The organism is Bacillus sp. GW823-FHT06B01, from assembly GCF_058952315.1.
On sequence record NZ_JBXAHR010000002.1, the window covers coordinates 840,653 to 859,605 of the forward strand.

General features: G+C 35.8%; 21 protein-coding genes and 2 pseudogenes. 15 read left to right on the top strand and 8 right to left on the bottom strand.

The window, feature by feature from the left end:
• The first annotated feature begins 45 nt into the window (after window positions 1–45).
• The 5 genes from ccpC (at window position 46) to AC1Q8N_RS11555 (ending at window position 4,786) form a co-directional block, all read left to right on the top strand.
• Window positions 46–930, top strand: coding sequence for a transcriptional regulator CcpC (ccpC, locus tag AC1Q8N_RS11535; protein ID WP_002008407.1), 885 nt, complete (start codon window positions 46–48; stop codon window positions 928–930).
• A 71-nt stretch (window positions 931–1,001) separates the two neighbouring features.
• Window positions 1,002–1,724 (top strand): 2,3,4,5-tetrahydropyridine-2,6-dicarboxylate N-acetyltransferase, encoded by a 723-nt coding sequence (dapD, locus tag AC1Q8N_RS11540; protein ID WP_048546141.1) that lies wholly within the window; start codon window positions 1,002–1,004, stop codon window positions 1,722–1,724.
• 61 nt (window positions 1,725–1,785) lie between these two features.
• On the top strand, window positions 1,786–2,916 hold the full coding sequence (locus AC1Q8N_RS11545) for an N-acetyldiaminopimelate deacetylase (RefSeq protein ID WP_098079028.1): 1,131 nt from the start codon (window positions 1,786–1,788) through the stop codon (window positions 2,914–2,916).
• A gap of 254 nt (window positions 2,917–3,170) precedes the next feature.
• Complete coding sequence (locus AC1Q8N_RS11550; RefSeq protein WP_046956446.1) at window positions 3,171–4,037, top strand: hypothetical protein; 867 nt, start codon at window positions 3,171–3,173, stop codon at window positions 4,035–4,037.
• A gap of 83 nt (window positions 4,038–4,120) precedes the next feature.
• Complete coding sequence (locus AC1Q8N_RS11555) at window positions 4,121–4,786, top strand: potassium channel family protein (protein WP_002160673.1); 666 nt, start codon at window positions 4,121–4,123, stop codon at window positions 4,784–4,786.
• A 38-nt stretch (window positions 4,787–4,824) separates the two neighbouring features.
• Here AC1Q8N_RS11555 and rnjA read toward each other — a convergent pair whose 3' ends face one another.
• Window positions 4,825–6,492: a ribonuclease J1 gene (rnjA, locus tag AC1Q8N_RS11560; protein ID WP_000670370.1), complete on the bottom strand. Its 1,668-nt coding sequence runs from the start codon at window positions 6,490–6,492 to the stop codon at window positions 4,825–4,827.
• Between the two features lie 4 nt (window positions 6,493–6,496).
• Entirely contained in the window at window positions 6,497–6,709 is a 213-nt protein-coding gene (locus tag AC1Q8N_RS11565) for a DNA-dependent RNA polymerase subunit epsilon (RefSeq protein ID WP_048546139.1), read from the bottom strand.
• A gap of 547 nt (window positions 6,710–7,256) precedes the next feature.
• Here AC1Q8N_RS11565 and AC1Q8N_RS11570 point away from each other — a divergent pair.
• Window positions 7,257–8,030 carry a Cof-type HAD-IIB family hydrolase gene (locus AC1Q8N_RS11570; protein ID WP_000998280.1) on the top strand — a complete coding sequence of 258 codons (774 nt, stop codon included), beginning with the start codon at window positions 7,257–7,259 and terminating at the stop codon, window positions 8,028–8,030.
• A gap of 59 nt (window positions 8,031–8,089) precedes the next feature.
• On the opposite strand, the gene def is transcribed toward AC1Q8N_RS11570, so the two are convergent.
• Together def and AC1Q8N_RS11580 are read right to left on the bottom strand one after the other, a co-directional pair.
• Window positions 8,090–8,644: a peptide deformylase gene (gene def, locus AC1Q8N_RS11575; protein ID WP_048546135.1), complete on the bottom strand. Its 555-nt coding sequence runs from the start codon at window positions 8,642–8,644 to the stop codon at window positions 8,090–8,092.
• Between the two features lie 155 nt (window positions 8,645–8,799).
• A complete protein-coding gene (locus AC1Q8N_RS11580; RefSeq protein WP_086692346.1) occupies window positions 8,800–8,958 on the bottom strand; it encodes a YjcZ family sporulation protein in 159 nt (52 codons plus the stop codon).
• 513 nt (window positions 8,959–9,471) lie between these two features.
• Between AC1Q8N_RS11580 and pdhA the strand changes: the two genes are divergently transcribed.
• The 4 genes from pdhA to lpdA all read left to right on the top strand — a co-directional run bounded on the left by pdhA (window position 9,472) and on the right by lpdA (window position 14,366).
• Window positions 9,472–10,587 (top strand): pyruvate dehydrogenase E1 component subunit alpha, encoded by a 1,116-nt coding sequence (gene pdhA / locus AC1Q8N_RS11585; protein WP_000536893.1) that lies wholly within the window; start codon window positions 9,472–9,474, stop codon window positions 10,585–10,587.
• Window positions 10,588–10,590: 3 nt separating this feature from the next.
• Window positions 10,591–11,568: a pyruvate dehydrogenase complex E1 component subunit beta gene (pdhB, locus tag AC1Q8N_RS11590; protein WP_000068162.1), complete on the top strand. Its 978-nt coding sequence runs from the start codon at window positions 10,591–10,593 to the stop codon at window positions 11,566–11,568.
• A 93-nt stretch (window positions 11,569–11,661) separates the two neighbouring features.
• Entirely contained in the window at window positions 11,662–12,948 is a 1,287-nt protein-coding gene (pdhC, locus tag AC1Q8N_RS11595) for a pyruvate dehydrogenase complex dihydrolipoyllysine-residue acetyltransferase (RefSeq protein ID WP_098079031.1), read from the top strand.
• A gap of 5 nt (window positions 12,949–12,953) precedes the next feature.
• On the top strand, window positions 12,954–14,366 hold the full coding sequence (gene lpdA / locus AC1Q8N_RS11600; RefSeq protein ID WP_000260106.1) for a dihydrolipoyl dehydrogenase: 1,413 nt from the start codon (window positions 12,954–12,956) through the stop codon (window positions 14,364–14,366).
• A gap of 39 nt (window positions 14,367–14,405) precedes the next feature.
• Here lpdA and AC1Q8N_RS11605 read toward each other — a convergent pair.
• Together AC1Q8N_RS11605 and AC1Q8N_RS11610 are read right to left on the bottom strand one after the other, a co-directional pair.
• A pseudogene (locus tag AC1Q8N_RS11605) lies at window positions 14,406–15,049 on the bottom strand (DHHW family protein); the annotation flags it as partial.
• Between the two features lie 29 nt (window positions 15,050–15,078).
• Window positions 15,079–16,077, bottom strand: a pseudogene (locus tag AC1Q8N_RS11610) (MBOAT family O-acyltransferase).
• A gap of 246 nt (window positions 16,078–16,323) precedes the next feature.
• On the opposite strand from AC1Q8N_RS11610, the gene AC1Q8N_RS11615 reads away from it, so the two are divergent.
• The gene (locus tag AC1Q8N_RS11615; protein WP_048546134.1) at window positions 16,324–16,551 is read left to right on the top strand and encodes a hypothetical protein; all 228 of its coding nucleotides are present in this window, start codon (window positions 16,324–16,326) and stop codon (window positions 16,549–16,551) included.
• A gap of 1 nt (window position 16,552) precedes the next feature.
• Here AC1Q8N_RS11615 and AC1Q8N_RS11620 read toward each other — a convergent pair whose 3' ends face one another.
• Window positions 16,553–16,945 carry a DUF1885 family protein gene (locus tag AC1Q8N_RS11620; RefSeq protein ID WP_048546132.1) on the bottom strand — a complete coding sequence of 131 codons (393 nt, stop codon included), beginning with the start codon at window positions 16,943–16,945 and terminating at the stop codon, window positions 16,553–16,555.
• 127 nt (window positions 16,946–17,072) lie between these two features.
• Between AC1Q8N_RS11620 and AC1Q8N_RS11625 the strand changes: the two genes are divergently transcribed.
• The 4 genes from AC1Q8N_RS11625 to AC1Q8N_RS11640 all read left to right on the top strand — a co-directional run bounded on the left by AC1Q8N_RS11625 (window position 17,073) and on the right by AC1Q8N_RS11640 (window position 18,054).
• Window positions 17,073–17,369 carry a DUF3055 domain-containing protein gene (locus tag AC1Q8N_RS11625; protein ID WP_048546469.1) on the top strand — a complete coding sequence of 99 codons (297 nt, stop codon included), beginning with the start codon at window positions 17,073–17,075 and terminating at the stop codon, window positions 17,367–17,369.
• 194 nt (window positions 17,370–17,563) lie between these two features.
• Window positions 17,564–17,692, top strand: coding sequence for a GapA-binding peptide SR1P (locus AC1Q8N_RS11630; protein ID WP_000536778.1), 129 nt, complete (start codon window positions 17,564–17,566; stop codon window positions 17,690–17,692).
• 59 nt (window positions 17,693–17,751) lie between these two features.
• Window positions 17,752–17,880, top strand: coding sequence for a GapA-binding peptide SR1P (locus AC1Q8N_RS11635; protein WP_000536801.1), 129 nt, complete (start codon window positions 17,752–17,754; stop codon window positions 17,878–17,880).
• 45 nt (window positions 17,881–17,925) lie between these two features.
• Window positions 17,926–18,054, top strand: a complete 129-nt coding sequence (locus AC1Q8N_RS11640; RefSeq protein WP_048546130.1) for a GapA-binding peptide SR1P — start codon at window positions 17,926–17,928, stop codon at window positions 18,052–18,054.
• 35 nt (window positions 18,055–18,089) lie between these two features.
• Here the strand turns inward: AC1Q8N_RS11640 and AC1Q8N_RS11645 are convergent, their stop codons facing one another.
• A complete protein-coding gene (locus AC1Q8N_RS11645; protein ID WP_048546127.1) occupies window positions 18,090–18,920 on the bottom strand; it encodes a protein-glutamine gamma-glutamyltransferase in 831 nt (276 codons plus the stop codon).
• Between the last annotated feature and the right edge of the window lie 33 nt (window positions 18,921–18,953).

Here is an 18,953-nt window from a genome sequence, read left to right on the forward strand (position 1 = left end):
GTATATAGTTAAATTAAGGATGAAAAGCTTATTGAGATAAGGTGTATGGAAGCTAAGGAAAGAGGGAGAAAGTTGCAAATTGATGATTTTCAAATGATGGTTGTGTTAGCTCAGGAATCAAATATGAGAAAAGCGGCGGAACGTTTATTTGTTTCACAACCTGCGCTTAGTCAACGATTACAATCTATGGAGAAACAATGGGGAATGAAGTTTTTTATTCGCTCACAAAAAGGATTGACAATTACACCTGAAGGGGAAAAAGTCGCAAATTATGCAAAAGAAATGCTGCAAAAGGAAGAGGATATTAAAAGTGAGCTAGCTGTTTTTAGAACAGAAACTCACGGAACGTTAAAAATAGCTGTTGCATCAGTTATTGGTCAATATTGGCTTCCTCCTGTTTTGAAGAAGTTTGTACATAAATACCCTTCTGTGAAAATATCGCTGTTTACTGGCTGGAGTAGTGAAGTACAAAAGCAATTTTATGAAGGGGACGTTCATGTTGCTATATTGAGAGGAACACAAGAATATAAAGGTCAGAAGCAACAATTATTTGAAGATGAACTTTATTTAGTGGATAAAGAAATAAAAGATATTACGATGTTAAAAGAAACAAATAGACCATTTATTCAATTTAAAAGTGATTCGACTTATTATGGACAAATACAAAATTGGTGGTATGGTTTATTTTCTAATCCACCTAAGAGAACAATTGTGGTTGATCAAATTGAGACTTGCAAACAACTCGTTTTAAATGGTATAGGTTATGCTCTTTTACCTTCTACTGTTTTAAAAGAAGTACAGGAAAATATGTATAAAACACCTGTTCAATTAACGAGAGAAACATGGTTATTGACGAGTGAATCGGCCAGACAATTAAAGCAAGTAAGGGCATTTTTAGAAATTATAGAAGAAATTCAAATGGAAAAATAGGATTATTATCTTGCTACTCGCTCTATCGTTTGGTAGAGTAACATTATAAATGGATTTAGGAGGCAACAAGAATGAAAATGATGGACGCTAACGAAATTATTTCGTTTATTCAAAAAAGTGAAAAGAAAACTCCTGTAAAGGTATACATAAAAGGGGATTTAAAAGAAGTAACATTCCCTGAAACGGTACAAGCATTTGTAAATAAAAAGTCTGGTGTATTATTTGGAGAATGGTCTGATATTAAGACAATTCTTGATGAAAATAGCAAGCACATTGCTGATTACGTTGTTGAAAATGACCGTCGTAATTCTGCAATTCCAATGCTTGATTTAAAAGGTATTAAAGCTCGTATTGAGCCAGGCGCGATTATTCGTGATCACGTTGAAATCGGCGACAACGCTGTTATTATGATGAATGCAACAATTAATATCGGTGCTGTAATTGGTGAAGGTACTATGATTGACATGAACGCGGTACTTGGTGGACGTGCAACTGTTGGTAAGAACTGTCACGTAGGTGCAGGTGCAGTACTTGCAGGTGTTATTGAGCCGCCTTCAGCAAAACCAGTTATCGTTGAAGATGATGTTGTAATTGGTGCAAACGTAGTTGTGTTAGAGGGAGTTACAGTAGGTAAGGGTGCAGTTGTAGCAGCAGGAGCTGTTGTAACAGAAGATGTACCTCCATATACAGTTGTTGCCGGTACTCCAGCACGTGTAATTAAAGAGATTGATGAGAAGACAAAAGCAAAAACTGAAATTAAACAAGAGCTTCGTCAATTAAACCCAGAGAAATAAACACAAAAAAAGCGTAAGAGCATAACAGGCTCTTGCGCTTTTTATAGATAGAGGTGCAAAAATGGCAGTAAGCAAATTCGTTCAAATTCGTAGAGACTTACACAAAATACCGGAAATTGGATTTAAAGAGTGGAAAACACAACAGTATATTTTAGATTACATCGGAACGCTTTCGAATGAATATGTGGAAGTGAAAGTATGGAAAACGGGTGTCATTGTTAAAGTAAATGGAAAAAATCCAGAAAAAATTATCGGTTATCGCGCAGATATAGACGGTTTGCCAATTACTGAAGAAACTGGATATGAGTTTGCTTCTATTCATGAAGGAATGATGCATGCATGTGGACACGATTTGCATACAACAATCGGTTTAGGCCTTCTAACAGCAGCTGTAACAGAAAGAATAGATGATGACCTTGTGTTTCTATTCCAACCAGCTGAAGAAGGGCCAGGAGGGGCTCTTCCTATGTTAGAGAGTGAAGAGTTAAAAGAATGGAAGCCGAATATCATTCTTGGTCTTCATATTGCACCTGAATACGCTGTAGGAACAATTGCCACAAAAGAGGGGCTATTATTTGCAAATACATCAGAGTTATATGTTGATTTGAAAGGGAAAGGTGGACATGCAGCCTACCCGCATACTGCAAATGATATGATTGTAGCGGCAAGTCACCTTGTTACACAACTTCAATCCGTTATTAGTCGTAATGTGAATCCTCTTGATAGTGCAGTGATTACAATCGGAAAAATAACAGGTGGTACAGTTCAAAATATCATAGCAGAAAAGTCTCGGTTAGAAGGAACGATTCGAACTTTATCAGTGGAATCAATGAGGCGTGTTAAAAGTAGGATTGAGGCAATTGTTGCAGGTATAGAAGCTTCCTTCCAATGTGAAGCTGTTATTGACTATGGAGCGATGTATCATCAAGTATATAACCATGAGGTATTAACGAGAGAGTTTATGCAGTTTGTAAGTGAACAAACTGATATGAATGTAATTACATGTACTGAGGCAATGACAGGGGAAGATTTTGGTTATATGCTTCAAGAGATTCCTGGATTTATGTTTTGGCTTGGGGTAAATTCAGAATATGGTTTACACCATGCAAAATTAAAACCAGATGAAGAGGTTATTGAGAAAGCTATCGTATTTTTAGATCAATATGTAAAGTGGAAAGGAACTAGAAAGTAAACTCGCTCGCCAACTTTGAAAAAACTTACAGTTGGTACTTGTTAGTTCCAAGACGAAAACATCTTTCATATTTGTTTTGGATACACATTGGCATACAAATGGATAAAGTAATGAGCAGCGGTTTTGAGCCGCTGCTCATTATTCATTATCGCTTATTGAGAAGATGATTAGTTAACTAGCTTATATATGTTTACATTTCGTGTAGAAAGTGTGTAAAATCAAGGTGAAACATAGAAAAAAGGGTGGGGAATTACGTGCAAATTAGCAGTGCAATGTTGTGTTTCGTCTTATATGCGTATGTTATTATTGCGGCGGTGTATTTTGGGATAAGTTTTTATGCCTACCGTTTAGTAGATAATCACGAATATGACGAAACATATAAATGGGTGAAAAGATATTTATCACCTGTATTAGAAATTATGAATGGGTTTGTGCTCTTTTTATTTATTGGATTAATTGCTTTCTCGACGAGTTTAGTAGGGAATAAAACGACATTATTTGTACTAGGTATCATTATTTTTATGTTGTTAGGGATACGGATTGGTAACACAGTGTTTTGGAATGAAAGAAAAGTAGATGGTTGGACTGGAATGTTAATCCCGTGTATGTTAGCGGCTATCGTGACAAACATAGAGCATGAGTATTATCAATTACATTTTTGGCTTATTATCGTTTTAACAATTCTTTCAGTTTTGTACATAAGTACGGTAGTACTCACATACATTGCACATGAAAAAGGTGATGTTAAAGGAACACGCTTCTTTAGAGGGCGAGCATTATTTTGGAGTGTGCCAACGATGGCTGTTATAGGAATTATTGCGATATTAGTAAATGGATATCAATTTACTAATTGGCAACTGTTTTTAGAAAATTGGTGGATTTTCATTATTTCGTTTATCGCTTTTTTAGGTGCAACACATTATTTATTCCATCAACATCATTATATATTGGCATTGCTATTCGCATTTACACAACTATTATTTGCTTTCTTCGGACAAGAAACGTTATTATTCGTTTTTGAAACATTTAGTTCATTTGGAAATATATTTGTATTTGGTATGTTAATTTTCAGTATCGCATTTTATTTACAACAGTATTTTTATATGCAAAAACAAAAATAAGAATGATATACAGGTTTTTGTAGCAAATCTAAAGTATGTTACAATAAAAATACATAGTATTCGATGTTATTGGAGGAATTCCTGTGGGTGAAAAAGAGAAAGAATTTGCTGTCATTGGCCTTGGACGTTTTGGTGGAAGTATTTGCCGAGAACTCGCTCAATTAGGTATGGAAGTAATGGCAATTGATTCAGATGAGGATAAAATTAATGAGTTTGCAAATATAGCTTCACATGCTGTAATTGCAGATTCAACAGATGAGATGGTATTAAAAAGTCTTGGTATTCGTAATTTTGATCATGTAGTCGTTGCTATTGGAGACAATTTAAATTCAAGTATTTTAACAACATTAATTTTAAAAGAGTTAGGTGTAAAAAATATTACTGTAAAAGCTCAAAATGATTACCATGAAAAAGTGTTAAGTAAAATAGGGGCAGATCACATTGTGCACCCCGAGCGTGATATGGGAAAAAGGATTGCTAATAATATTGCATCAAGTAATGTATTAGACTATCTTGAGCTTTCAGATGAGCATAGTATTGTAGAGATTATTGCAAATAAAAAAATTGATGGTCATTCTTTAATCGAATTAGATATTCGTGCGAAGTTTGGATTGAATATTGTAGCGATTAAACGTGGTAAAGAAGTTATTGTATCTCCTCGAGCTACGGAAAATATTCAAGTGGGAGATATATTAATTGTAATTGGTCATGACGATGAAGTAGATCGTTTTAAACACTTTTTAAGATAAGAGAAAAGGACAATACCATGAAGGTATTGTCCTTTTTCTTATATTTCCATAATGATTGGTAAAATCATTGGGCGACGTTTCGTTTTCTCATATAGGAATGGTGCTAATGTGTCTGTAATTTCATTTTTAATTTCAGACCATTGTGTTGTTTTACGCTCCATTACTTTTTCTAAATGAGTTGTAATTAATGTTTGAGCATCATTAATTAAATCACTACTTTCGCGCATATACACGAAACCACGTGAGATAATATCAGGTCCTGCTGCAACTTTAAACTCTTTCATATCAATGCTTACAACTACAATAACAAGTCCTTCTTCAGAAAGAATACGACGATCACGTAACACGATATTACCGATATCTCCAATACCATTTCCGTCAATATAGACAGATCCAGATGGTATTTTACCAGCTACGCTTGCTTCATCAGAACGAAGAGCAAGAACATCTCCATTATCCATGATGAAACAGTTTTCTTCTGGAATACCACAATCGTTTGCTAACTTCATATGCATACGTTGCATGCGGTATTCACCATGAATTGGCATGAAATACTTCGGTTTAATTAGACGAAGCATTAGTTTTTGTTCTTCTTGTCCACCGTGTCCACTCGTATGAATGTTTGACAGTTTTCCGTGGATTACATCAGCACCAGCACGATACAACATGTTAATTGTACGGCTTACACTAATTGTATTACCAGGGATTGGTGAAGAAGAGAAAACAACTGTGTCGCCAGGAATAATTTGAATTTGACGATGAGTACCATTAGCAATACGTGAAAGTGCTGCCATTGGCTCACCTTGACTACCTGTACATAAAATAACAACTTTATTAGCCGGTAGGCGATTTAGTTGAGCTGTATCTATGAATGTATCCTTCGGACAGCGAATATAACCAAGGTTTTGTCCGATTTCAATCGCCGCTTCCATACTGCGACCGAACACAGCCACTTTACGATTGTTTTCAACAGCCGCTTCAACAACTTGTTGCAAGCGATGGATATTTGATGCAAAGGTTGCAAAGATAATACGACCTTCTACTTTGCGGAAAATATCTTGAATACTATCACCAACACGGCGCTCAGACATTGTAAAGTTTGGAACTTCACTGTTTGTACTGTCAGATAAGAGACAAAGTACGCCGTCTTTTCCGATTTCAGCCATTTTTGTTAAGTCCGCTGGTTCACCGACTGGTGTGAAATCAAATTTGAAATCGCCAGTATGAACAACTTGTCCTTGAGGTGTTTTCACAACAACTCCGTATGAATCTGGGATACTGTGAGTTGTACGGAAGAAGGAAACAGATGTCTTTTTAAATTTAATAACATCATCTTCTTGAATTTCATAAAGTTTTGCTTTACGAAGTAATCCGTGCTCTTCTAATTTGTTTTTGATTAGTGCAATTGCTAATTTTCCGCCATAAATCGGGATGTTTACTTGACGTAATAAGTAAGGAATTCCACCGATATGATCTTCGTGACCATGTGTAATGAATAATCCTTTAATTTTATCTTCGTTTCGCACAAAATAAGTGTAATCTGGTATTACATAATCGATTCCGAGGAGTTCGTCTTCTGGAAATTTAATTCCAGCATCAATAATAATAATTTCATCTTGAAATTGAACAGCATATGTATTTTTACCGATTTCACCAAGTCCACCTAAAGCAAAAACGGCAGCTTGATCATTCTTTAGAAATTTCATATGACTATACGATTTCCGCTAATATTAAATCAGCGTTTTCTTTTTCATATTCAAGATGAGCACCAGTAACAGACTGAACGAACTCGATATTATATGCGAACTTATTTAATTTCTTACGAACATCCTTTTCAGACGTAGCCTCTAAATATAAAACTTTTGTATTTTCACGTACTGGAACCTCAGTCAATTTTACTTGATAAAATACTTTAAAAATCATTTGGAAAACCTCTCCTTGTCTATGTTTTGCATTATCTGTTACTTATTATAAAGCAAACAGTCACGATTTTCATGTTTTTTCGAATGAGAATGAAGAAAAAGCCCGAAATGGGCACAATTTAAGCGATTGTCTTTTTACGGACTAGATCTTTTAAATAACGCTTGAGCTTTTTCTTCAGCTTCTTCAGCATGATTACTCCTTCCTTTCCTTATTTAAAACATGCATATTACTAGTGAAAACTCCGTCTCTGATATAAGAAAGAAGACAAAAGTGAATGTTGAATCTTGTCCTTTCTCATACAGGGAAAGTTATTCTATAGTAACGATTAGTAGCCGTTAGTTATAGGTATAGTATGAGAAAGAATAGAAAAGAAAATTCATACGAACAAGTATCCACATTTTTTACTAACATATATATGCAGGTTTCATAAATAAGGTCAGAAAGTGAACGCTTTCTTCACAGATGTTTAATATGTTATACTTTTTTTTAGAATTTGAAAAGCGATAATCAAAATAGGAATATAGAGTAACAGAAAGGATTTTGACAAATGAATGATAAAATTGTCTTTTTTGATATTGATGGAACATTATTAGATCATGATAAGAAGATTCCGCAATCTACACGAGATGCAGTAAGACATTTACAAGAGAAAGGTGTGCATGTAGCAATTGCGACAGGACGTGCGCCATTTATGTTTGAAGATATTCGTGAGGAACTCAATATACATAATTATGTTAGCTTTAATGGACAGTACGTTGTATTTGAAGATGAGGTAATATTTAATAACCCGTTACATCCAGCTGCCTTACATAAGTTTACTCAGTTTGCAAAACAAGAAGGATATCCACTTGTATATCTTGATCATCAAGAAATGAGAGCATCAGTGGAATATCATGATTATGTGAAAGAAGGTTTTGGAAGCTTAAATTTTGAGCATCCGGCATATGAACCTGATTTCTATGAGAAACGTAATATTTATCAAACACTTCTTTTCTGTGAAGTGAATGAAGAAGAAAAGTTTATTAATCATTACCCAGACTTTCATTTTATTCGCTGGCATGCATATTCCATGGATATTATTCCAAATGGCGGTTCTAAGGCAAAAGGGATTGAGAAATTCATTGAAAAATTAGGATTTAACCGTGAACAAGTGTATGCATTTGGAGATGGTTTAAATGATTTAGAAATGATTGAAGCAGTTGGGACGGGTATTGTGATGGGGAATGGTCATGAAGACTTGAAAAAACTTGCAAATCATGTGACAAAGGATGTTAGTGAAGACGGCATATATCATGGCTTAAAATGGGCTGGATTGCTATAAGTGAATATGGAACCCATTTCATATAAAAAAAGGCGGAAGATTAACTCCCGCCTTTTTTATTATCGCTCTAAAGGTTTTGAATCGTCAGGAGCAGCAAATGGATTTTCTTTATTAATGTGGTCATAGAACATAACACCATTTAAATGGTCAATTTCATGCTGAAATACGATTGCTGGTAAACCTTTTAAACGCAATTTTACTTCTTCGCCGTTGATAGATGTTGCTTTCACTGTAATTCTTGTGTAACGAGGGACATAACCAGGTACTTCACGGTCTACTGATAGACAGCCTTCACCACTTTGTAAATATGTACGCTCAACAGAATGACTAATGATTTTTGGATTGAATAATGCATGACTATATAACGTACCGTCTGTATCTGTTACATGAACCGCAATCATTTTCTTTGAAATACCGATTTGTGGAGCCGCTAATCCGATTCCAGGGCGTAAATTATATTTTTCAGCCATTTCAGGATCTTGGCTATTTATTACAAATTCAATCATTTCTTTAAGTGTATTTGTATCTTCTTCGCTCGCTGGTATTACTACCTCTTCTGCAACATTTCGCAAAATAGGATCTCCTTCGCGAATTACATCTTTCATTGTAAGCATATGTAATCTCTCCTTTCCCTTTTAGTCTACCAAAGGAGCCGAAAAAAGTCATCGACAAGTAGGGAGAAGCGCTTTGGAAAGAGTTCTATTGTATGTAATAAAAAGAAACAGACGGCAAAGCCGTCTGTTTCTTTCCATAGTTGTTTCATTTTACATTAGCGAATGCAAGCAGCACCAACGATAATTAAAAGAATAAACAACACAACGATTAAGGCGAAGCCGCGTCCAGACCCGCCACAAGACCCGCCACAAGAACCGCCATAACCGTAGGAAGGATATGAACAAGTTGGATAGCAATATGAGTATCCGTACATGAGATGACCTCCTTTATCATTTCCCGCTAATACTGCGGTTACTACAATGTATGGAGGGAAGAGTAGAAATGTATGGGTAATTACCTATAAAAGGAAGAAGAGTTTGTATATTTTTGCTAAGAAGGGAGAAAAACTAAAGAGAATTAAATCGTTTACATATTATTCTAAGAGAAAAAACAAGTTAAAAAGGGAATAATATAACAGCGGGTTAATGCTTACTAATACAGATGTGAAAAATAAAAACACGTTTGTGTAGAAGAAGCCTGCAGATTATTTATAAAAAAACGTATTCAAAGTAATTGACATCGTAATTAGAATAGTTGTAAACTAAAAAACGTGATCAAGATTGTATTAATATGTTTCTGAAAAAACATTAGTACAGATTGTTAGGTACACAAAATTATTCTCAACCGACAAATAAATTTGTTGGTTTACATTGTTGCGTTTTCAGTCTAGCCAATAGATAGTGAAAGCGTTTCAGAATATGGTTCAAGAGAGGAAGAGGTGAACGGAATGGGTACTAAAACAAAAAAGACCCTATTTAATGTTGATGAGCAAATGAAAGCTATCGCAGCTCAATTTGAAACATTACAAATTTTAAATGAAAAAGGCGAAGTTGTGAATGAAGCGGCTATGCCTGAATTATCTGATGATCAATTAAAAGAATTAATGCGCCGTATGGTGTATACTCGCGTACTAGATCAACGTTCTATTTCTTTAAACCGTCAAGGACGTTTAGGTTTCTACGCACCAACAGCTGGACAAGAGGCTTCTCAATTAGCAAGTCATTTCGCACTTGAAGCAGAAGATTTCATCTTACCAGGATATCGTGATGTGCCACAATTAGTATGGCACGGTTTACCATTATACCAAGCATTCTTATTCTCTCGTGGACATTTCATGGGTAACCAAATGCCTGAGAATGTAAATGCACTTGCTCCACAAATCATCATCGGTGCGCAAATCATCCAAACTGCTGGTGTTGCGTTAGGTATGAAACTACGTGGTAAAAAATCTGTTGCAATTACTTACACTGGTGACGGTGGTGCTTCACAAGGTGACTTCTACGAAGGTATGAACTTTGCGGGTGCATTCAAGGCTCCAGCAATCTTCGTTGTACAAAACAACCGTTATGCAATCTCTACTCCAGTAGAAAAGCAATCTGCAGCTAAAACTGTAGCACAAAAAGCAGTAGCAGCAGGTATTTACGGAATTCAAGTAGACGGTATGGATCCATTAGCTGTATACGCAGCAACTGCTTTCGCTCGTGAGCGTGCAGTAAACGGAGAAGGCCCTACTTTAATCGAGACTTTAACATTCCGTTACGGTCCACATACAATGGCTGGTGATGACCCAACTCGTTACCGTACAAAAGATATCGAGAACGAATGGGAACAAAAAGATCCAATCGTACGCTTCCGTGCATTCTTAGAAAACAAAGGCCTATGGTCTCAAGAAGTTGAAGAGAAAGTAATCGAAGAAGCAAAAGAAGATATCAAACAAGCAATTGCTAAGGCTGACCAAGCTCCAAAACAAAAAGTTACTGATTTAATGGAAATCATGTACGAAAAAATGCCTTACAACTTAGCTGAACAATATGAAATTTACAAAGAAAAGGAGTCGAAGTAAGCCATGGCTCAAATGACAATGATTCAAGCAATCACTGATGCTTTACGCGTTGAAATGAAAAATGACCCTAACGTACTTGTGTTTGGTGAAGACGTTGGTGTAAACGGCGGTGTATTCCGTGCTACTGAAGGTTTACAAGCTGAATTCGGTGAAGATCGTGTAATGGATACTCCACTTGCAGAGTCTGGTATTGGTGGACTTGCAGTTGGACTTGCATTAGAAGGCTTCCGTCCAGTTCCAGAAATCCAATTCTTCGGTTTCATTTATGAAGTAATGGATTCAGTTTCTGGTCAATTAGCTCGTATGCGTTACCGTTCTGGTGGACGTTGGACTGCTCCAGTAACAATTCGTTCTCCATTCGGTGGCGGTGTTCATACTCCTGAACTACATGCTGATAGCTTAGAAGGATTAGTGGCTCAACAACCTGGTCTAAAAGTTGTTATTCCATCTACTCCATACGATGCAAAAGGTCTTTTAATCTCTGCGATTCGTGACAACGATCCAGTTATCTACTTAGAGCATATGAAATTGTACCGTTCATTCCGTCAAGATGTACCAGAAGGCGATTACACAATTGATTTAGGTAAAGCTGATATCAAACGTGAAGGTACAGATGTATCTGTTATCGCTTACGGTGCTATGGTTCATGCTGCATTAAAAGCTGCTGAAGAACTTGAAAAAGAAGGTATCTCTTTAGAGGTAGTTGACTTACGTACAGTTCAACCATTAGATATCGAAACAATCATCGCTTCTGTTGAAAAAACAGGCCGCGTAGTTGTAGTTCAAGAAGCACAAAAACAAGCTGGTATTGCAGCTAACGTTGTAGCGGAAATTAACGACCGTGCAATCTTAAACTTAGAAGCTCCAGTTGTACGTGTTGCAGCTGCTGATACAGTATTCCCATTCTCTCAAGCTGAGAGCGTATGGTTACCAAACCATAAAGATATTGTTGAAGCTGTTAACAAAGTAATGAACTTCTAATTTTTAGCTTTTCATGTGCAAAAGAAATCAGCACATGCTGGTTTCTTTTGTACATATTCCATAATAATGAAATGAATCAGGGGGCTGAATTCCGTGGCATTTGAATTTAAACTACCAGATATCGGTGAAGGTATCCACGAAGGTGAAATCGTAAAATGGTTTATTAAACCAGGCGATGAAGTAAACGAAGACGATGTACTTCTTGAAGTACAAAATGATAAAGCAGTAGTAGAAATCCCTTCTCCTGTTAAAGGTAAAGTACTTGAAGTACTTGTAGAAGAAGGAACAGTTGCAATTGTAGGAGATACATTAATTAAATTTGATGCTCCTGGATACGAAAACCTTAAATTTAAAGGTGACGATCATGATGCAGCTCCAAAAGCTGAAGAAGCAGTAGAAGCTCCAGCAGCGGAAGCTACTCCAGCAGCAACTGCAGAAGTAGTAAATGAGCGCGTAATCGCTATGCCATCTGTTCGTAAATATGCTCGTGAGAACGGCGTAGACATTCATAAAGTAGCTGGTTCTGGTAAGAACGGCCGTATCGTAAAAGCTGACATCGATGCATTTGCAAATGGTGGACAAGCAGTAGCAGCAACTGAGGCTCCAGCAGCAGTAGAAGCTACTCCAGCAGCAGCGAAAGAAGAAGCACCAAAAGCACAACCAATCCCAGCTGGTGAATATCCAGAAACTCGTGAGAAAATGAGTGGTATCCGTAAAGCGATTGCTAAAGCAATGGTTAACTCTAAGCATACAGCTCCTCACGTAACATTAATGGATGAAGTAGATGTAACAGAACTTGTTGCTCACCGTAAGAAGTTCAAAGCTGTTGCAGCTGACAAAGGTATTAAATTAACTTACCTTCCATACGTTGTTAAAGCTTTAACATCTGCATTACGTGAATACCCAATGTTAAACACTTCTTTAGATGATGCTTCTCAAGAAGTAGTTCATAAACATTACTTCAACATCGGTATCGCAGCTGATACAGACAAAGGTCTATTAGTACCAGTTGTTAAAGATACAGATCGCAAGTCTATCTTCACTATTTCTAACGAGATCAATGATCTTGCTGGTAAAGCACGTGATGGTCGTTTAGCTCCGGCTGAAATGAAAGGTGCTTCTTGCACAATCACAAACATTGGTTCTGCAGGTGGACAATGGTTCACTCCAGTTATCAATCACCCAGAAGTAGCAATCCTTGGTATCGGCCGTATCGCTGAGAAGCCAGTTGTGAAAAACGGTGAAATCGTTGCAGCTCCAGTATTAGCATTATCTCTAAGCTTTGACCATCGTTTAATTGACGGCGCAACTGCTCAAAAAGCATTAAACCAAATTAAACGTCTATTGAATGACCCACAATTATTAGTAATGGAGGCGTAATAACAATGGTAGTAGGAGATTTCCCAATTGAATTAGATACAGTCGTTGTTGGTGCAGGTCCTGGTGGATACGTTGCGGCAATTCGTGCAGCACAATTAGGTCAAAAGGTAGCAATTATCGAAAAAGCTAACCTTGGTGGCGTATGCTTAAACGTTGGATGTATTCCTTCAAAAGCGTTAATCAATGCAGGTCATCGTTATGAGAATGCAATGCATTCTGATGACATGGGTATCACTGCAGAGAACGTAAAAGTTGACTTTACAAAAGTTCAAGAATGGAAAAACGGCGTAGTTAAGAAATTAACTGGCGGTGTTGAAGGCCTTCTTAAAGGTAACAAAGTTGAAATCATTCGCGGTGAAGCTTACTTCGTAGATGCTAACACATTACGCGTAATGACTGAAGATGCAGCACAAACGTATACGTTTAAAAATGCTGTTCTTGCAACTGGTTCTACACCAATCGAAATTCCAGGATTCAAATACTCTAAACGTGTTATCAACTCTACAGGTGCTTTAAGCTTACCTGAAATTCCTAAAAAACTTGTTGTAATCGGCGGCGGTTACATCGGTATGGAATTAGGAACTGCATATGCTAACTTCGGTACAGAAGTTACTGTAGTAGAAGCTGGCGACGAAATCTTAGCTGGTTTCGAAAAAGCTATGAGCTCTGTTGTTAAACGTGCTCTTCAAAAGAAAGGTAACGTAAATATCCATACAAAAGCTATGGCTAAAGGCGTTGAAGAAACAGAAACTGGCGTAAAAGTTAGCTTCGAAGTTAAAGGTGAAATCCAAACTGTAGAAGCAGATTACGTATTAGTAACTGTAGGTCGTCGTCCAAACACTCAAGAAATTGGTCTTGAGCAAGTTGGAGTTAAAATGACTGACCGCGGCATCATCGAAATTGATGAGCAATGTCGTACAAACGTATCAAACATCTATGCAATCGGTGATATCGTTCCTGGACCACCATTAGCTCACAAAGCTTCTTACGAAGGTAAAGTAGCTGTTGAAGCAATTAGTGGCCATGCATCAGCAATCGATTACATCGGAATTCCTGCAGTATGCTTCACTGATCCTGAATTAGCATCTGTTGGTTACACTAAGAAACAAGCTGAAGAAGCAGGAATGACAGTAGCTGTATCTAAGTTCCCATTCGCTGCTAACGGTCGTGCATTATCATTAAACAGCACTGACGGTTTCCTACAACTTGTAACGCGTAAAGAAGATGGTCTTCTTGTAGGTGCTCAAGTTGCAGGTGCAGGCGCTTCTGATATTATCTCTGAGATTGGTTTAGCTATCGAAGCTGGAATGACAGCAGAAGATATCGCTCAAACAATCCACGCTCACCCAACATTAGGTGAGATCACAATGGAAGCAGCTGAAGTTGCTCTTGGAATGCCAATTCACATTGTAAAATAATTATAAAAAAACGTCTTCTAAATTTAGAAGACGTTTTTTTTATTCTTTATTTTCAAATTGATACATTTTTTATTTGTACTAGTGTCATTATAAAGGAATAACACGATATCAGCATTTAGTTTTTCAAGTTCTTGTTTTACATTTTTGCTTGCCGCAAATCGTGGATCAATAAATGTTGTTTGTTCAAACTCTTGTGCAAATAAAGGATAAGTTGCATCTGCATAAGAATCTTTAATAATGACAGCATGTAGTTTGGTTTTTGCATCTGGATTTAAAATATTTATCTGTGCATAGTCTGTTTTGTAAACGGAACTATAGTCTGGTGAAAGCTTATTTTGGTCCACTGCAAAGAATTCCTTCATCGATTCTTCTGATTTTGGACCGAGATATACAGTTTAATTATCCCACATATTTGGGTTTTGCTTTAATTGTACATATGGGATTGTTTCAGGTGTTTCTATTAAATTATGCAGTTGTTTATTCCAACTACCGATAAATTGTCCATTTGGTTTTTCTATAGTTATTTTATAATCATCTCGATTAACAGCATTACCTTTAAATGTTTTAGATTCATTAGCAATGTGCTTCATTGTTTGCTCGTATGCATAAAATGCACCTTTCATATTCCAATGATGACCGGTCTTAAAGTATAGATCTTCTAATTGTTCATGAGTAAATTCCTTTAGTGAAATTTTTCATAGTTAGCCCTCCTTTAGAAGCGGAAGTAAATAAATGGATTGTAAGTTGCATTCGTTAAATACATCATAGTTATGATTAAGACACTCAAGTAATAAAGTGGAGATAAAATGACTACCTTTTTATTTGCTAATTGATTCTTGATCCAAGAGAAAAATGGAGCGGATATAATAATAGCAAGTATTAAAGGTTCCCCGATAATTCATCACATAGAAATAACTCGTAATGTCAGTCAACGATCTATTTAATCCGAACATTTTTCCTACTCCGATTGCCATATCACTGTAACCTGAAAAATCGAAATAAATTTGTAATGTGTAAGCGATCGCACCAATCCAAGCGGTAGATACGCTCATTGTTGCTGGATCCATCGTAAATATTTCATCGGTAATAGCTCCTAATTGATTCGCAATTAAAACCTTCTTTCCTAATCCAATGATAAAATGACGAATTCCTTCTGAAAACTTATCAGCAGTAACTGTTCTAACATGTAATTGAAAAGCGATTGTATTATATCGAACAATGGGTCCTGCTACTAATTGTGGGAAAATAGTAAAGTATAGTACGAGGTCAAATAGATTTCGCTGAGCTTCTACTTTTTTCTTATAAATGTCAATAATATAACTCATTGCATGGAAAGTGAAAAATGAAATCCAAATTGTAAGGGGATTTTTTCTAGTACAATGTTTGTATGAAAAATGCCATTTATATTATCTACTAAGAAATTAGCGTATTTAAAATATCCGCGTATAGCAGTATTGACAACGATTGCTATAGTAAGAATAACTTTTCTATTTGTACTAGACAGTCGGTCTTTATTAAGCCATATTTCGAACCAATAGTTGATGAAAATAGAAAAAAGCATTAGGAAGACATATATTGGTTCTCCCCAAGCATAAAATAATAAACTAAATAATAGAAGAACTATGTTTTGTAATTCTTTCCGTACTGAGTAGTACACGAAAAGAATTGCAGGTAAAAAAAGGAATAAGAAAAACAAATTGCTAAATACCATGTATCATTAAATCCTTTCTATCTTTTCTCTTTAAGGAGTATGCCATGCGATGAATGAATAATCTATCTTATAGGAGATATGAGAGAATGTATTGTTAAAAACTAGGAATATTCACATTAGAATAGTTGGAGAATTTGAAAAAGAAAAATATAACGATGAATTAGATGGGATTTGGAAAAGTTTACCTTCAAAATGTTAAGAGGGAAGAGTTGAAGCATATAATAGGAAGAAAAAGGAGGTAACGCTATGAAAATTACACTAGCTTCATTTTTTCATCTAGTTTTATGGAGTGGATTTTCAGTAGTGTTATTATTGTCAAGTCGTGATAAACTTCATTATAAAATTTTTCTTTTTCTGATATTTTTGTACTTAGCGTATGTAATAGCGTATGTCATACTAAGTGCAAGGAGAAAAGCGATGCTTCTTACTTGCACAAATAGTATGATCTTTCTAATCATTTATTTTTGTTTTTAAATTAACGTTTATAGAAATACATTGTTCTTCCATTAAATAATTGTAATTCTCCTTCTAATTTCTTCGCTAGAAAACGGCAAAATTCATTTGCTTTTCCTTTATCACCGAATGTTGCATTAGGTGGTAAAGAAATCTGAATAAAAGATTGTTCCTTTTCTATACCAACACCAACATATATGGAGTCATATCGATCGTGAGTAGCTTGTAGTTTGAATGTTGTTGCTGATGTATCTATAATTTCATAAGGAAAAGCGGTATTTGTATAAGCGTAATTAATTTGAACACCAGTTTTGGAAGTAACTGTTTTATAGTACTGAAAAAGTTGTTTTATATCATCTGTTGAAACAGTTTGTTGATTGGATTTAGGTACAAGCGTAATAAAGGCATGTTGCATATAAGTTCCTCCTAACTTAGTAGAATACTATCATTCTACATCCTACTGAATTTTTTGACAATTAAAAGGAGTATTCCTTTTTTTGTTTAATATACTAATGAAAGGTGATGTAGAAAGGTGGAAACCGATGTTTGAAAAATTGTATGATGAGCATGAAAGTGTGAAGGTACGATTTTTGGGGTTTATGACATATGATACTCGTTATGATTTTGGGGTTATTTATACAAATATGTTTTTTGGAAAGCCGCTCATTGTTTGTATGCAAACAGGAAGGTCTACTTTACTTGGAAGAGATGATGTAGAGAATGTGCAACATATACAGGAAGTTTTTAAATTAGGGTCAGAAGAGGAAGCAGCAGAGTTAGCTCAGTTTTTTAAATTTTTAGTCCCATCTACTTCTTTGCATGCGGAATATGAAGAATAATTAATGTAAAACAGTCGTACGTATAAATATGGCTGTTTTTTTGTTTGAATATCGCATACTAATTTAAATTAAAAATATTTAATGTGTTATACTAAAAACCTATTGACGTAAAAAGTATAACATATTAAAATAAAGACAGAAAGTTAAGCGGTTACAAAAGTTTTTGGGATTATAAACTTAGGGGGAAATGAAAAATGGGAACGATCGTATGTCAAGATTGTGAAGGTACAATTGCACACTTCGAGGATGAGAAAGTAACGGTACTTTACGGGAAATGTGGATCTTGCGGATGTGATCACACAGAGCATACAAAAGCCCAATAATTGATAGGAAATGGACAGCTAAAAGTTTTTAGGACCATAAACTTAGGGGGAAATGAAAAATGGGAACAATCGTATGCCAAGTATGTGAAGGAACAATCGGACATTTTGAAGATGAAAAAACGACAGTGCTTTACGGAAAATGTGGTACAAATTGTGACTGTGCTAATAGAGACAAGGCGAAAGCTTAATTATAAATAAGTAGATTATTATTAAAACTCAGGGGGAAATGAAAAATGGGAACAATCGTATGCCAAGTATGTGAAGGAACAATCGGACATTTTGAAGATGAAAAATCAACAGTACTATACGGAAAATGTGGATCTCATTGCGACTGTGACCATAAAGAACATACAAAAGCTTAAATAAGAAGAAGCGCCTACATATGTAGGCGCTTTTTTTAATAAATTGTAGTTGTATGGCCAACTGTTGCAACGATTGCATCATCTCTAATTGGAATAAATCCTATCGATGTCTGTGGAGTGCTAGGAGAGCCGTAGTGGCTCATGAGACGGCTATCAATACGGGTAATAGTATCGGTCAAGAAAGCTGAAATAAAAGCGTAAGGGACTCGTCGTTCATTTAATGAGTATATAATTTCCTCTTTTGTTTTTACACCTACGCCATGTCCGTAAAAAAAGAAATTTCCTAGATAGATTGTATTTTCTCCTTGCCACTCGATCGTAGCTGGATTCACTTGTGGATTTTTAAAATAAACGAGATCACCTGGAACAAGATCGCCACCCGTTTTTGTTATGAGCTTTAAATCTTGATCGTAGTCCCACGTATAAAGTAAAAGGTTTGCAAAGAGACGGTTGAAAGTTTCTTCCTCATATAATGATAGTAAAGCTTTGTAAAAAATAATGATCATAGCGGTGGCGCATTCAGTTCCATATAGTTTTCCGTTTTTGAAAATATCTTGTATGGCAATGGAAGGGGGTATGTTTGGTAGTAGCTCGAATCCTCCAAGTGGTGTTCTTTTCCAATACTGGGGGTTGCAAAAGGATTGTTGAAATGTGCGAAACTGAAATCCACTTTGAAAAAGTTCTAATGCAGAAGTAATAATATTCACTCGCAAATTTAGATCAAAGCTGAGTTCATCAGATGTTCGGAAGGAATAAATTTCTTGATTTCCTGCCATTATTGATAAAATTTGTTGTTTCTCAGCTGCAAATGGCTCATATTCATTTGTGATATAAGGATGTACAATAGAACGGCCTATTACAATCATAATAGTATCCCCACCTATACGTTACATTACTTA